This window comes from Streptomyces sp. CNB091, from assembly GCF_000377965.1.
In genome coordinates this window covers 313,986-328,543 of the sequence record NZ_KB898994.1, presented here as the reverse complement: position 1 = coordinate 328,543, position 14,558 = coordinate 313,986, and the positions used below count along the sequence as shown (strand labels likewise).

The window sequence follows — 14,558 nt, the reverse complement described above, 5'->3', positions numbered from 1 at the left end:
GACGTTTCCGGTCAGTCCGTGCCGAACTCCATCGCGGCGTGGTCGAGCATCTCGTCGCCACCGGCCACCCTGCCGCGTGAGGCGATGACCTCGGCGCCGCCCTGCGGCATCGCGCCGATCAGCCCGGTGGAGGCCGCCTGAGCGGCGCCGATGAGGGCGGGGTGGGTCGATCCGACCATGCCGAGGCCGGCGTACTGCTCAAGCTTGGCACGCGAGTCGGCGATGTCGAGGTTGCGCATCGTGAGCTGGCCGATCCGGTCCACCGGACCGAACGCGGAGTCCTCGGTGCGCTCCATCGACAGCTTGTCCGGGTGGTAGCTGAACGCCGGTCCGCCGGTGTCCAGGATCGAGTAGTCGTCACCACGCCGCAGCCGCAGCGACACCTCCCCGGTGACCGCCGTGCCCACCCAGCGCTGTAGCGACTCGCGGATCATCAGCGCCTGCGGGTCGAGCCAGCGGCCCTCGTACATCAGTCGGCCGAGCCGCCGCCCCTCGTTGTAGTAGGTGTTCAGGGTGTCCTCGTTATGGATCGCGTTGACCAGCCGCTCGTACACCACGTGCAGCAGCGCCATCCCGGGTGCCTCGTAGATGCCGCGGCTCTTGGCCTCGATCACCCGGTTCTCGATCTGGTCGGACATGCCCATACCGTGCCGTCCACCGATCGCGTTCGCCTCCATCACCAGGTCGACCGGGGTGGCGAACTCCTTGCCGTTGATCGTCACCGGGCGGCCCTGGTCGAAGCCGATCGTCACGGTCTCGGCAGCGATCTCCACCGCGGGATCCCAGAACCGCACGCCCATGATCGGCTCCACGGTCTCGATCCCGGCGTCGAGGTGCTCCAGGGTCTTGGCCTCATGGGTGGCGCCCCAGATGTTGGCATCGGTCGAGTACGCCTTCTCGCTGCTGTCGCGGTAGGGCAGTTCGTGGGCGATCAGCCACTCCGACATCTCCTTGCGGCCGCCGAGCTCGGAAACGAAGTCCGCGTCCAGCCACGGCTTGTAGATCCGCAGATGAGGGTTGGCGAGCAGCCCGTAGCGGTAGAACCGCTCGATGTCGTTGCCCTTGAACGTCGACCCGTCGCCCCAGATCTGTACGTCGTCCTCCAGCATCGCCCGGACCAGCAGGGTGCCCGTGACGGCACGGCCGAGCGGCGTGGTGTTGAAGTAGGCGCGCCCACCCGACCGGATGTGGAACGCGCCGCAGGTGAGCGCGGCCAGCCCCTCCTCGACCAGTGCCGCACGGCAGTCGACCAGGCGGGCGATCTCGGCACCGTACGTCGCCGCGCGCCCGGGCACCGAGGCGATGTCGGGCTCGTCGTACTGGCCGATGTCGGCGGTGTAGGTGCACGGGACGGCACCCTTGTCGCGCATCCACGCGACGGCGACCGAGGTGTCGAGACCGCCGGAGAAGGCGATGCCGACACGCTCGCCGATGGGCAGGGAGGTGAGGACCTTAGACATAGTAAGAGTATGCATCCGAACGCATGATCATTCAACGTGGCGTGCCCGGGGAACTTCCGCACCGCCCCGAGGACGCCCCGTCGACGGGGAAGAGATGTGTCCTCGACGATCAGCGCATCCGCTCAGCCCTGGGCGCGCCGCCGCGGCCCGCCCCGCACAGGTGGCCGACGTCGCCGCGTTCCACGCCCCCTGCCTGAGCCGGGGGTCCCGGCGAGACCTGCGCGGGCGGGCGGTCCGTCAGGTCTGCGCCATGTCCACGAAACGGGAGTAGTGGCCCTGGAACGCCACGGTGATGGTGGCCGTCGGGCCGTTACGGTGCTTGCCGACGATGATGTCCGCCTCGCCCGCGCGCGGTGACTCCTTCTCGTAGGCATCCTCGCGGTGGAGCAGGATGACCATGTCGGCGTCCTGCTCGATGGAACCGGACTCACGCAGGTCGGACACCATCGGCTTCTTGTCCGTGCGCTGCTCGGGACCACGGTTCAGCTGCGAGAGCGCGATCACCGGGACTTCCAGCTCCTTGGCCAGCAGCTTGAGGTTTCGGGACATGTCCGAGACCTCCTGCTGACGGCTCTCGGAACGCTTCGATCCACCGGCCTGCATCAGCTGCAGATAGTCGATGATCACGAGCTTGATGTCGTTGCGCTGCTTGAGCCGGCGGCACTTCGCGCGGATCTCCATCATCGACAGGTTGGGGGAGTCGTCGATGTACAGCGGAGCGGCCGAGACCTCGGGCATCCGGCGGGCGAGCCGCGTCCAGTCCTCGTCCGTCATCGTGCCGGACCGCATGTGGTGCAGGGCCACCCGCGCCTCGGCCGACAGCAGACGCATCGCGATCTCGTTGCGCCCCATTTCGAGGGAGAAGATGACGCTGGGCAGGTTGTTCTTGATCGACGCGGCACGCGCGAAGTCCAGCGCCAGGGTGGACTTACCCATGGCGGGGCGGGCCGCGATGACGATCATCTGGCCGGGGTGCATGCCGTTCGTCAAGGCGTCGAGGTCCGTGAAGCCCGTCGGCACACCGGTCATCTCGCCGCTGCGCGACCCGATGGCCTCGATCTCGTCGAGCGCGCCCTCCATGATGTCGCCGAGGGGGAGATAGTCCTCACTGGTGCGCTGCTCGGTGACCGCGTAGATCTCGGCCTGCGCGGAGTTCACGATCTCGTCGACGTCCCCGTCGGCCGCGTATCCCATCTGCGTGATCTTCGTGCCCGCCTCGACCAGCCGCCGGAGCACCGCCCGCTCGTGGACGATCTCCGCGTAGTACGAGGCGTTGGCCGCGGTGGGCACGGACTGCACCAAGGTGTGCAGATACGGTGCTCCGCCGACCTTGGTGATCTCGCCGCGCTTGACCAGCTCGGCGGCGACCGTGATCGGGTCGGCCGGCTCGCCCTTGGCGTAGAGGTCGAGGATCGCCGTGTAGACGGTCTCGTGGGCGGGGCGGTAGAAGTCGTGCCCCTTGATGATCTCCACGACGTCCGCGATGGCGTCCTTGGACAGCAGCATGCCGCCGAGGACGGACTGCTCGGCGTCGAGATCCTGGGGCGGCACCCGCTCGAACCCGGGGGAACCGCCTTCCCAGGCCTCGTCCGAGCCGCGGTCGTGGCGGTCCTCACGTCCCTTGCGGTCCCCCCGACGCTGGCGGGAGACGGGCAGACGGTCCCCGGGGCCGGTCTCGGTCCAGGGGTCGTCCAAAGGCTCGGGAATGCTCACCGGGCCGCCTCCTCCCGTCCGCATCGCGGACCTAGCCGTGCCACTCTTTCTTACGGCACGGCACCGACAAACAGGTCGCCCGACTCCACTTCCGGCGCATCTGGTTCGGTGGATTCCGGTGCCGGAACGGAGTGCGGGCGCCGCACCACGGTAGGCCCCTCCGCACCGTCAGCCAATCTGGTTATCCACAGGGCATGTGGACGACGGACCAGATGCTGTGGAGAACCCTGCCGAACCTGTGCACGGACCGGGGGACAGCACTGTGGACAAACTCATAGCGATAGCGCCGTGACCACCCTGACCTGCGCATTCTCCGTCCACTGACTGTGGGGGAGAAAAACTTTCGCCCTCATTTCAAGATCACCGCAAACGGCACGGGAGGGAAGGCCCCACCGGTCCGCAAGTAAGGGCCGTAGGCCGATTGCATCTCTTACCTGTGGAAGATTAGATTGACCCCCATGACCAAGGCCCCCGCGACACCGAAGAACGGCCGCAGACGGCACGACCGCGAGATCATCGCCCTTGCGGTCCCGGCGTTCGGCGCACTCGTCGCCGAGCCCCTGTTCGTGATGGTCGACAGCGCCGTCGTCGGCCACCTCGGCACCCCGCAACTGGCCGGCCTCGGCATCGCCGCAGCCCTCCTGATGACGGCCGTGAGCATCTTCGTCTTCCTCGCCTACGCGACCACGGCCGCCGTCGCCCGCCGCGTGGGGGCGGGCGATCTCCCCGCCGCCATCCGCCAGGGCATGGACGGCATCTGGCTCGCCCTGCTGCTCGGAGCAGCCGTCGTCGCCCTCGCGGTCCCGACGGCCCCGTGGCTCGTCGACGTCTTCGGCGCGTCCGACACCGCGGCTCCGTACGCCATCACGTACCTGAGGATCTCCATCCTCGGCATTCCGGCCATGCTCGTCGTGCTCGCCGCCACCGGTGTACTGCGCGGCCTCCAGGACACGCGCACCCCGCTGTACGTCGCCATCGGCGGTTTCACGGCGAACGCCGCCCTCAATGTGACCCTCGTCTACGGTGCCGGGCTCGGGATCGCCGGTTCCGCCTGGGGGACGGTGATCGCCCAGGTCGGTATGGCCGCCGTCTATCTCGTCGTGGTGGTCCGCGGAGCCCGAAGGCACAACGCCTCTCTGCGCCCCGACGCGGCCGGCATCAGGGCCAGCGCCCGGGCCGGCGTGCCGCTGCTGATCCGGACCCTCTCTCTGCGCGCCGTCCTGATGATCGCCACAGCCGTCGCCGCCCGGCTCGGAGACGTCGACATCGCCGCGCACCAGATCATCCTCTCCCTCTGGAGTCTGACCGCCTTCGCGCTCGACGCCATCGCCATCGCCGGGCAGGCGATCATCGGCCGCTATCTGGGGGCGAACGACGAGAAGGGCGCCCGCGAGGCCTGCCGCCGCATGGTCGAGTGGGGCCTCGGTTGCGGCATCGTGCTCGGCGTCCTGATCGTGCTCGCCCGGCCTCTGTTCATCCCGCTCTTCACCAGCGACCCCTCGGTGCGGGACACCCTGCTCCCCGCGCTCCTGGTCGTGGCGGTCTCCCAGCCGATCGCCGGCGTGGTCTTCGTGCTGGACGGCGTCCTGATGGGAGCCGGCGACGGACGCTATCTCGCCTGGGCGATGCTGGTGACGCTCGCCGTGTTCGCGCCCGTCGCGCTCCTGGTGCCCTCCCTCGGCGGCGGGCTCACCGCGCTCTGGTGGGCAATGACGCTGATGATGGCCGTCCGCCTCGTCACGCTCTGGCTGCGTACCCGGTCGGGCCGGTGGATCGTCACCGGAGCCACCCGCTGATCCGTACGCTTCACGGCCTGTTTCACGTGAAACAGGCCGCCGGTGTTTCACGTGAAACACCACGCACCACAGAAGACAGAAAGGGCCGCACCCATGGGTGCGGCCCTTCACTGACTCAGCTGAGCTCTGCCCTTAGGCAGCAACGACCTCGACGCCGAGCTTCGCTGCGACCTCGGGGTGCAGACGGACGGACACCTGGTGTCCGCCGAGCGTCTTGATCGGCGAGCCGAGCTCGACGCGACGCTTGTCGACGTCGGGACCACCGGCGGCCTTGATCGCCGCAGCGACGTCGGCCGGGGTGACCGAGCCGAAGAGACGGCCGGCGTCGCCGGAGCGAACAGCCAGACGAACCTTCACGCCCTCGAGCTTGGCCTTGATCTCGTTGGCCTGCTCGATCGTCGCGATCTCGTGGATCTTGCGGGCGCGGCGGATCTGCGCCACGTCCTTCTCGCCGCCCTTGGTCCAGCGAATGGCGAAGCCACGCGGAACCAGGTAGTTACGGGCGTACCCGTCCTTGACGTCGACGACGTCGCCGGCGGTGCCGAGGCCGGAGACCTCGTGGGTGAGGATGATCTTCATGCTCTTGTCACCCTTCCCTTATCGCGCGGTGGACGTGTAGGGCAGCAGCGCCATCTCACGGCTGTTCTTCACAGCCGTGGCGACGTCACGCTGGTGCTGCGTGCAGTTGCCGGTGACGCGGCGGGCACGGATCTTGCCGCGGTCGGAAATGAACTTCCGCAGCATGTTCGTGTCCTTGTAGTCCACGTACTGGGTCTTGTCCTTGCAGAACGCGCAGACCTTCTTCTTAGGCTTGCGCACAGGCGGCTTCGCCATGGTGTTTCTCCTGTGTGATCAAGAAGTGGGGGTACGAGCAGCCCTAGAAGGGAGGCTCGTCCGAGTAGCCGCCGCCAGAGGCACCGCCGGAGCCGCCGGAACCGCCGGAGCTTCCGCCCCAGCCGCCTCCGCCGCCCTGCTGTCCCCCGCCGCCCTGGCCGCCTGCCGGCGCGCCGGTCGCCCACGGGTCGTCGGCGGGTGCACCGCCGCCGCCCTGCTGGCCACCGCCACCGGGACCGCCGCCCCAGTTGCCGCCGCCCTGCTGGCCGCCGCCGTATCCACCCTGGCCGCCCTGACCACCGCGACCGGTGGTCTTGGTGACCTTGGCCGTGGCGTTCTTGAGGCTGGGGCCGACTTCCTCGACGTCCAGCTCGTAGACCGTGCGCTTGACGCCCTCACGGTCCTCGTAGGACCGCTGCTTCAGCCGGCCCTGCACGACGACGCGCATGCCTCGCTGAAGCGACTCCGCGACGTTCTCCGCCGCCTGACGCCAGACCGAGCAGGTGAGGAACAGGCCTTCGCCGTCCTTCCACTCATTGGTCTGCCGGTCGAAGATGCGGGGAGTGGACGCGACACGGAACTTCGCGACCGCCGCACCGGACGGGGTGAAGCGCAGCTCGGGGTCGTCGACGAGATTGCCGACGACCGTGATGACGGTCTCGCCTGCCATGGGTGAACCTCTCGGCGGGGATTGCTTCTGGCTGCTTGCTGCTACTCGGACCCGAAAACCGCTGAGCTAGAAGCTCAGTGGATCTCGGGACGGAGGACCTTGGTCCGGAGGACCGACTCGTTCAGGTTCATCTGGCGGTCGAGCTCCTTGACGACCGCAGGCTCGGCCTGCAGGTCGATGACCGAGTAGATGCCCTCGGGCTTCTTCTTGATCTCGTAGGCGAGCCGACGACGGCCCCAGGTGTCGACCTTCTCCACCTTTCCATCGCCCTCACGGACGACGGAGAGGAAGTTCTCGATCAGCGGGGAGACTGCTCGCTCCTCGAGATCGGGGTCGAGGATGACCATCACCTCGTAGTGACGCATGTGGAACCCACCTCCTTTGGACTCAGCGGCCACGGTCGTTCCGTGGCAGGAGGGTCGTGATGCGTGTCGCAACGGCGTTCCCGAGGAGAACACCCAGCACTGACAATCCGCTCCCGAACGGTCCCGGAGACGGGGGTTCGGGGGAGGCTCGCCATGCTGGCCTGGGCAGACACCGGTGCAGACCGTACAGACTACCCGTAGACCGGCTTCCGGTTGAAATCAGGAGCTCAGAGGGCACAATCGAGACAGATGCGGTGTGAGAGGCGCTACACCCGCCGCGGTGCGCGGGGCGCTGGATCCACCGCCCATCCGTCCGGCCAGGAGGTACTCCATGGCACAGACCATCCGCCCCGCCGGCTCCCGGTCCCGGGCCGGCCGCCGCGCCACCGGTTCGCTCTTCGCCACGGACGGCAGACCGCATCCCGTCCAGGACGTCCTGATGGTGGTGACCGGGGTGCTCGGCATCCTCGCGTTCGTCACGGCGATGTTCCACCATCTCCACCTGATCAGCTCCTGGGCGGGGCTCGCCGGGATTCTGACCGGTGCCTACGGCCAGTACATCTCGAAGACGACTTGGGAGCGGTTCGGCCTGATCATGGGTATCGGGGCCTCCGCGGTCGGCTTCTACCTCGGCATGGCCCACGGCGGTCTCTTCGGCGGCGTGATCACCTGACCGGAGCACCGGCCGGAGCACGGACCGGCGCGGGGCGCCCAGGCGCCCCGCGCCGGTCCGCCGTACGTTCCGGGCCCCCGGGGCCAGGCCGGGCGCCCTTGGGTCACAGTAGGCTTCGGCGCGAGAGCCGGAGCCCCTGACCGATGGGGACACACCTGCCGAGGAGCGCCCCGCATGAGCCTGACCCTGAGGACCATCAGCCGAGAGCAGCATCTGGCGTACATCCAGAGCCTGCCCTCGGCCAGTCACTGCCAGGTCCCGGCGTGGGCTGACGTGAAGACCGAATGGCGCTCGGAGAGCCTGGGCTGGTTCGACAAGAACGGCGAGATCGTCGGCGCCGGCCTCGTCCTGTACCGCCAGCTGCCCAAGATCAAGCGCTACCTGGCGTACCTCCCCGAGGGACCGGTCATCAACTGGTACGCACCGAATCTGGACGACTGGCTCCAGCCGATGCTCGCGCACCTCAAGCAGCAGGGCGCCTTCTCTGTGAAGATGGGCCCGCCGGTGGTCATCCGCCGCTGGGACTCGGCGGCCATCAAGTCCGGCATCCAGGACCCCGACGTGAAGCGCCTGCGCGACGTCGAGGCCACGCACATCGAGCCGCGCGCCTTCGAGGTCTCCGACCGGCTGCGGAAGATGGGCTGGCAGCAGGGCGAGGACGGCGGTGCCGGCTTCGGTGACGTACAGCCGCGCTACGTCTTCCAGGTGCCGCTGGCCAACCGTTCGCTCGAGGACGTCCTCAAGGGCTTCAACCAGCTGTGGCGCCGCAACATCAAGAAGGCCGACAAGGCCGGCGTCGAGGTCGTCCAGGGCGGCTACGAGGACCTGGCCGAGTGGCAGCGGCTGTACGAGATCACCGCCGTGCGCGACCGCTTCCGGCCGCGCCCGCTCTCGTACTTCCAGCGCATGTGGACTGTCCTCAACTCCGAGGACCCCAACCGGATGCGCCTCTACTTCGCCCGGCACAACGGCGTGAACCTCTCCGCGGCCACGATGCTCGTCGTCGGCGGCCACGTCTGGTACTCCTACGGCGCCTCCGACAACATCGGGCGCGAGGTCCGGCCGTCGAACGCGATGCAGTGGCGCATGCTGCGCGACAGTTACGCGATGGGCGCGACCGTCTACGACCTGCGCGGGATCAGCGACTCGCTGGACGAGACCGACCATCTCTTCGGCCTGATCCAGTTCAAGGTCGGCACCGGCGGCGAGGCCGTCGAGTACGTCGGCGAGTGGGACTTCCCGCTCAACAAGCTGCTCCACAAGGCGCTCGACATCTATATGTCGCGCCGCTGATCCGCTCCACCGCTCCACCGCTCCACCGCACATCTGGGCACACACCGTTCGTTCCTGTTCACCGCAGCCACCAGAAAGGTTCCGGGCCGGCCATGGCGCTCTCCCTCTACGTCGACACCGCGCGCTGGCGGGCGCACCAGAAGTCCGTGATCGACCAGTTCCCCGGTCTCGTACCCGTCTGCAAGGGCAACGGCTACGGCTTTGGTCACGAGCGCCTCGCCGACGAGACGATCCGCTTCGGATCCGACACCCTCGCCGTCGGGACGACCTACGAAGCGGCCCGGATCAAGGACTGGTTCAGCGGCGACCTGCTCGTCCTGACCCCGTTCCGGCGCGGTGAGGAGCCCGTGCCCCTGCCGGACCGCGTCATCCGGTCCGTCTCCTCCGTCGACGGGGTGCACGCCCTGGTGGGCGCCCGGGTCGTCATCGAGTGCATGAGCTCGATGAAGCGCCACGGCGTCAAGGAGGAGGAACTCGGGCAGCTGCACGCGGCGATCGAGGACGTACGGCTCGAAGGCTTCGCCCTGCATCTGCCCCTGGACCGCACCGACGGCTCCGACGCCGTCGAGGAGGTCATCGGCTGGATGGACCGGCTGCGCGCGGCCCGGCTGCCGCTGCACACCATGTTCGTCAGCCATCTGCGCTCCGAGGAGCTGGCCCGGCTCCAGCAGCAGTTCCCCCAGACCCGGTTCCGCGCCCGTATCGGCACCCGGCTCTGGCTCGGCGACCACGAGGCCACCGAGTACCGGGGGGCCGTCCTGGACGTCACCCCCGTCGTCAAGGGCGACCGGTTCGGCTACCGCCAGCAGAAGGCCGCCTCCGACGGCTGGCTGGTCGTCGTGGCCGGCGGTACGTCCCACGGGGTCGGCCTGGAGGCGCCCAAGGCGCTGCACGGCGTGATGCCGCGGGCCAAGGGCGTCGCCCGCGCGGGGCTGGCCACGGTCAACCGCAACCTGTCGCCGTTCGTCTGGGCGGGCAAGCAACGGTGGTTCGCCGAGCCGCCGCACATGCAGGTATCGATCCTGTTCGTGCCCTCGGACGCCCAGGAACCGCGGGTCGGTGACGAGCTGGTCGCCCACCTGCGCCACACCACCACGCAGTACGACCGGCTCGTCGACCGCTGAGCCCGCCGGGCGCGGCCTGAACGGCCGCCCCGGCCCCGGGTCAGCCGTCCCGGCCGGGTGCGGCGCCCCACTCCACCTGTGGTCCCGTGACCGTCGGGGCCTTGTGCCCGGACGGACGGGGATCGGGCGCCAGCACGAACGCGTCCGGAGCCCCGTCAAGGACACCGCCCGACGGGTCGTCCGACCCGTCCCCGCGCACCGGGTCCTTGGCCGGCTGCAGGATGTCCCGGACGATCAGCGCGCACAGGTACAGCGTGCCCAGCAGATGCAGGGCGATCGCGACCTGGTAGCCCTCCTGCGGCAGCCCCTGGTGCTTGTCCCCGCCGCTGGTGTAGGCGAGGTAGAACCAGATCCCGAGGAAGTACATGACCTCGCAGGCCTGCCAGATGAGGAAGTCGCGCCAGCGCGGCCGGGCCAAGACGGCCAGCGGGATCAACCAGAGCACGTACTGCGGTGAGTAGACCTTGTTCGTCAGGATGAACGCGGCCACCACCAGGAACGCCAGCTGGGCGAAGCGCGGCCGGCGGGCCGCGGAGAGCGCCAGGCCCGCGATGCCCGCGCAGAACACGACCATCAGGACGACCGACGCGGTGTTGACCGTCTCCACCTCGATGGGCTTGCCGGTGCGCTGGGTGATGATCAGCCAGAACGAACCGAAGTCGATGGGCCGCTCCTGGCTGAACGTGTAGAACTTCCGCCACCCCTCGGGGGCGAAGAGCATCACCGGCAGGTTCACCACCAGCCAGGCCGCTCCCGCGCCCAGCAGCGCCGTCCCGAACTCGCGCCACCTGCCCGCCCGCCAGCAGAGCACCAGCAGCGGGCCGAGCAGCAGGACGGGGTAGAGCTTGGCCGCGGTCGCCAGGCCGATGAGGATGCCGAACGCGAGCACCCGGCCCCGGGACCACATGAGCATCGCCGCGGCCGTCAGGGCGACGGCCAGCAGGTCCCAGTTGATGGTCGCGGTGAGGACGAACGCGGGGGCGAGCGCGACCAGGAGGCCGTCCCAGGGGCGGCGGCGGTGCGTACGGACCGTGCACACGGCGACGACGACCGCGCAGATCATCAGCATGCCCGCGTTGACCATCCAGTACATCTGCTCGCGCTGCTGGATGGGGTCGCTGTCCGGCGTCAGCGTCAGCCAGGACGCCACCTGCATGAACACCCCGGTCAGCACCGGGTACTCCAGGTACTGCATATCGCCGCTCAGCCGGTCGAAGTACGGCACGAGGCCGTCGGCGAACCCGCGCCCCATGAAGAGGTGCGGAATGTCGGAGTAGCAGGCGTGGGTGTACTGCGAGGTGGCCCCGCGGAACCAGGCCCATTCGTAACAGGGGATCTTCTGCACCATGCCGAGGGCGAACATCCCGATCATGACCAGCGCGACGACGCGCACGGGCGTGAGCGGGCCGTCGCCGAGCCGCGCCCAGCGTCCCACCCGGCCACCGAACAGCTCGCTGCCGGCCGCCGCGACCTCGTCCTGATCGGTGGGCCGCACGACGGGCCGCTCCTGGTGCACGCTCGTGTCTTCTGCGCTGGGGCTTGGCATGCCGCACATCCTGCCGTACGGGGCTGTGCCAGGGGCAAGGACCGCCCGGGGGACACGGGCACAGATCCGGGATGCCGCGTGCCACCGCCGGGAACGCGGCGAGGGCCGCCGTACCCGGGTGGGTACGACGGCCCTCGCCGCTGTGACGGGCCGCCCCTGAGGCTCGGCCGGGGCGTCCGGCTATCCGTTGTTGCCCCAGATGGAGCCGGTTCCGCCCGGGTTGCCGTTGGCTCCCTGAGCTCCGCCGTTGTCGGCATCGCCGTTGGCTCCCTGAGCTCCGCCGTTGTCGGCATCGCCGTTGGCTCCGGTGTTGTCGCCCCCGCCGTCCGCTCCGGTGTTGTCGCCCCCGCCGTCCGCTCCGGCGTTGGCCCCGCCGTTGGCCTCCTGGCAGTTCGGGTCCCAGATGCTGCAGGTCCTGCTCGGCGACGGCGTCGGCGGACTCGGGGTGGTCTGGGTCGGCTTCGGGCTCGGCGACGGCTTCTCCTCTTCCTCCTCGGAGGGCGTCGGCGAAGGCGTGGGGCTGGGCGTCGGGCTGGGGCTCTTCGCGCCACCGCCCCACACCTCTTCGCCCAGGTCCTTCGGTTCCGGGAAGGAGATGACCTTCTTGCCCTTCATCGCGCCGGTCATGTAGTCGTGCCAGATGGAGGCCGGGAACGAGTTTCCGTGGATCTTCTCCTCGCCACCGGTGCCGAACATCTTCAAGAACTCGCGCTCTTTGTTCGTCTCGTCGTCGTCGAGCCGGAACATGCTGATGGCGGTCGAGATCTGCGGTGTGTACCCGACGAACCAGGCGGACCGGTTGCCGTCCGTCGTACCGGTCTTGCCCGCGGCTTCACGGCCCTCAAGGCGGGCGGGCTTGCCCGTTCCGTTCTCCACGACGTTCTTCAGCACGTCGGTCACGTTGTCGGCGATGCCCGGGCTGAAGGCACGCTTGGGCTTCTTCTTGTGCTGGAAGACGGTGACGCCCTCCTGCTTCACCTCGGTCACCGAGTACGTGTCGTTCTGCTGACCACTCGTGGCGAAGGTGGCGTAGGAGCCCGCCATCCGGATGGCGCTGGGCGACGAGGTGCCGATGGAGAACGAGGGAACGCTGGAGTCCGCCATGAAGGTGTCGTCCTTCAGACCGGAGGCGACGGCGACGTCCTTGACCTTGTCGGTACCGACGTCCATGCCGAGCTGCACGAACGGGGAGTTGGCGGACTTCTCCATGGCCGTCCGCAGGTCGATATTGCCGTGGTCAACGTTGCCGTCGTTGGTCTGGCGCCACTCCTTGTCGTCCTCGTTCAACCAGATCTTGCCCGTGTAGTCCCTGATCCGCAGGCCGTCGTCGGCGTTGTAGGTGCTCTCCGGCGAGACCTGGGTGCGCTCGGACTCGCTCTGTTCCGGCCCGCCGGACGGGTTGCGCACGCCGTACTGCATGGCCGCGGCCAGGACGAACGGCTTCCACGTCGAACCGACCTGGGCGCCGGTGGCGTCCGCGTTGTTCGTGAAGTGCGTGGTGGCGTTCTGGCCGCCGTACGTGGCGATGATGGCGCCGGTCTTCGCGTCGACGGACGCACCGCCGAACTCGACGTGCGTGTCCGTCTTGGGGCGGTCCTTGGGCCGGATCTTGGCCTTGTAGACCTTGTTCACCGCTGCCTCGAGCTCCTCCACCCTCTTCTTCTGGAAGGTGGTGTGGATCTCGAAGCCGCCCAGTTCGAGCTGCTTGGCGTCGATGCCGCGATCGTTGTTGGCGAGGAAGTACTTCTTGGCGAGCTCCACCAGGTAGCCGGTCTGGCCGCCCAGCTTGGCGTCCTTCTTCTTCGGCAGCGGCATGGGGAACTTCGTGTACTTGGCGCGCTCCTCCGCCGTCATACGCCCGTCCTTGACCTGCTCGTCAAGAATCCACTTCCAACGGTCCTTGGCCCGCTCGGTGTTCTTGGCCTTGGTCGCGTTGTCCTTGTCGATGTCGGTGGCGCCGGCGGGGTCGTAGTAGCTGGCGCCCTTGAGCAGGGTGGCCAGGAAGGCGCACTCGCTCGCGTTCAGGTCGCCTGCGTCCTTGTTGTAGTAGGTGCGGGCCGCCGCCTGCAGCCCCGAGGCGCCACGCCCGTAGTAGGAGACGTTGAGGTAGCCAGCCATCACCTCTTCCTTCGACACATCGCCGGCGACCTTGAGCGTGATGAAGAGCTCCTGGAACTTCCGCTTGAGCGTCTGGTCCTGGGTGAGCATGGAGTTCTTCACGTACTGCTGCGTGATGGTCGAGCCGCCCTGGGTCTCACCGCCCGTGGCCATGTTCAGCACCGCACGGCCGATGCCCACCGGGTCGATGCCCTTGTCCGTTTCGAAGCTTTTGTTCTCGGCCGAGATCACGGCGTTACGCATCTCCACCGGGATCTGCTCGTACTTGAGCATCTGACGGTTCGCATCACCGCCGGTCGCCACCATCTGTGTGCCGTCGGCCCAGTAGTAGACGTTGTTCTGCGCCTGGGCCGCTTTGTTGATGTCCGGTGGGACCACAAACGCGTAGGCGATACCCCCGATGCCCATCAGGAGACCGAGGAACCCCACACAGAGCCCCGACACCAGCTTCCACGAGGGCACCCAGCGGCGGAACCCGTACCTGCCGTGGCGCGGGTAGTCGATGATGCGCTTCTTGCCGGAGTCACCGCGGTCGTGCCCCCGGCCCCCCGGACCGTCGGAACCGCCGCCACCGCGGCGTCGGCCGCCGCCGCCCGCGCCGTGGCCCCCGGCGTCGGCGCCCCGGCGTCGACCGCCCTTCTGGGCCGCGCGGCGGGCCTCGGCGCGGCTGCCGTACTGGCGCTCCTCGCCGTGCGACTCGGACGGCGATTCGGAAGGTGATGCCGACGTGGCTCTGCGTGACGGGACTGCTCGGCGTCCGGTCGGCTGCTGGGCGGCTCGTCTGGCCGCTGCACGCCCGCCACCCTGTGGCTGAGGCGTTTTGCGACGGTGCTCGCTCATGGAACGACTACTCCTCGGGCAGGCGAGAGCGCCTGGAAGCGGCAGTTGAGATCCGGTCCCCCCGAATTACGGACAAGCCACTGCGGAAGGCTCATCCGCGGTACATCCGGCAGTCCGCGATGACTG

The 14,558-nt window shown here is 68.6% G+C and carries 12 protein-coding genes; 4 read left to right on the top strand and 8 right to left on the bottom strand.

What is annotated here, in order from left to right; all coding sequences use genetic code 11:
- Positions 1 to 11: 11 nt before the first annotated feature.
- Positions 12 to 1,460, bottom strand: coding sequence for an argininosuccinate synthase (gene argG / locus D581_RS0111370; protein ID WP_018957348.1), 1,449 nt, complete (start codon positions 1,458 to 1,460; stop codon positions 12 to 14).
- A 237-nt stretch (positions 1,461 to 1,697) separates the two neighbouring features.
- Positions 1,698 to 3,173 (bottom strand): replicative DNA helicase, encoded by a 1,476-nt coding sequence (gene dnaB / locus D581_RS0111365; protein WP_026290418.1) that lies wholly within the window; start codon positions 3,171 to 3,173, stop codon positions 1,698 to 1,700.
- Between the two features lie 458 nt (positions 3,174 to 3,631).
- On the opposite strand from dnaB, the gene D581_RS0111360 reads away from it, so the two are divergent.
- On the top strand, positions 3,632 to 4,969 hold the full coding sequence (locus tag D581_RS0111360; RefSeq protein WP_018957347.1) for an MATE family efflux transporter: 1,338 nt from the start codon (positions 3,632 to 3,634) through the stop codon (positions 4,967 to 4,969).
- Positions 4,970 to 5,101: 132 nt separating this feature from the next.
- On the opposite strand, the gene rplI is transcribed toward D581_RS0111360, so the two are convergent.
- From rplI to rpsF, 4 genes are all read right to left on the bottom strand, one after another.
- Positions 5,102 to 5,548: a 50S ribosomal protein L9 gene (rplI, locus tag D581_RS0111355; protein WP_003967856.1), complete on the bottom strand. Its 447-nt coding sequence runs from the start codon at positions 5,546 to 5,548 to the stop codon at positions 5,102 to 5,104.
- Between the two features lie 18 nt (positions 5,549 to 5,566).
- Positions 5,567 to 5,803 carry a 30S ribosomal protein S18 gene (rpsR, locus tag D581_RS0111350; RefSeq protein ID WP_003967857.1) on the bottom strand — a complete coding sequence of 79 codons (237 nt, stop codon included), beginning with the start codon at positions 5,801 to 5,803 and terminating at the stop codon, positions 5,567 to 5,569.
- Between the two features lie 43 nt (positions 5,804 to 5,846).
- Positions 5,847 to 6,473 carry a single-stranded DNA-binding protein gene (locus D581_RS0111345; protein WP_018957346.1) on the bottom strand — a complete coding sequence of 209 codons (627 nt, stop codon included), beginning with the start codon at positions 6,471 to 6,473 and terminating at the stop codon, positions 5,847 to 5,849.
- A 74-nt stretch (positions 6,474 to 6,547) separates the two neighbouring features.
- Complete coding sequence (rpsF, locus tag D581_RS0111340) at positions 6,548 to 6,838, bottom strand: 30S ribosomal protein S6 (protein WP_018957345.1); 291 nt, start codon at positions 6,836 to 6,838, stop codon at positions 6,548 to 6,550.
- Between the two features lie 331 nt (positions 6,839 to 7,169).
- Between rpsF and D581_RS0111335 the strand changes: the two genes are divergently transcribed.
- The 3 genes from D581_RS0111335 (at position 7,170) to D581_RS0111325 (ending at position 9,928) form a co-directional block, all read left to right on the top strand.
- Positions 7,170 to 7,511 carry a hypothetical protein gene (locus D581_RS0111335; RefSeq protein WP_018957344.1) on the top strand — a complete coding sequence of 114 codons (342 nt, stop codon included), beginning with the start codon at positions 7,170 to 7,172 and terminating at the stop codon, positions 7,509 to 7,511.
- Between the two features lie 174 nt (positions 7,512 to 7,685).
- On the top strand, positions 7,686 to 8,804 hold the full coding sequence (locus D581_RS0111330) for a lipid II:glycine glycyltransferase FemX (RefSeq protein ID WP_018957343.1): 1,119 nt from the start codon (positions 7,686 to 7,688) through the stop codon (positions 8,802 to 8,804).
- A gap of 92 nt (positions 8,805 to 8,896) precedes the next feature.
- Positions 8,897 to 9,928 (top strand): alanine racemase, encoded by a 1,032-nt coding sequence (locus D581_RS0111325; RefSeq protein ID WP_018957342.1) that lies wholly within the window; start codon positions 8,897 to 8,899, stop codon positions 9,926 to 9,928.
- A gap of 40 nt (positions 9,929 to 9,968) precedes the next feature.
- Here the strand turns inward: D581_RS0111325 and D581_RS0111320 are convergent, their stop codons facing one another.
- Positions 9,969 to 11,483, bottom strand: a complete 1,515-nt coding sequence (locus D581_RS0111320; protein ID WP_199787787.1) for a glycosyltransferase 87 family protein — start codon at positions 11,481 to 11,483, stop codon at positions 9,969 to 9,971.
- Positions 11,484 to 11,654: 171 nt separating this feature from the next.
- Complete coding sequence (locus D581_RS0111315) at positions 11,655 to 14,432, bottom strand: transglycosylase domain-containing protein (protein WP_199787786.1); 2,778 nt, start codon at positions 14,430 to 14,432, stop codon at positions 11,655 to 11,657.
- Positions 14,433 to 14,558 lie beyond the last annotated feature (126 nt).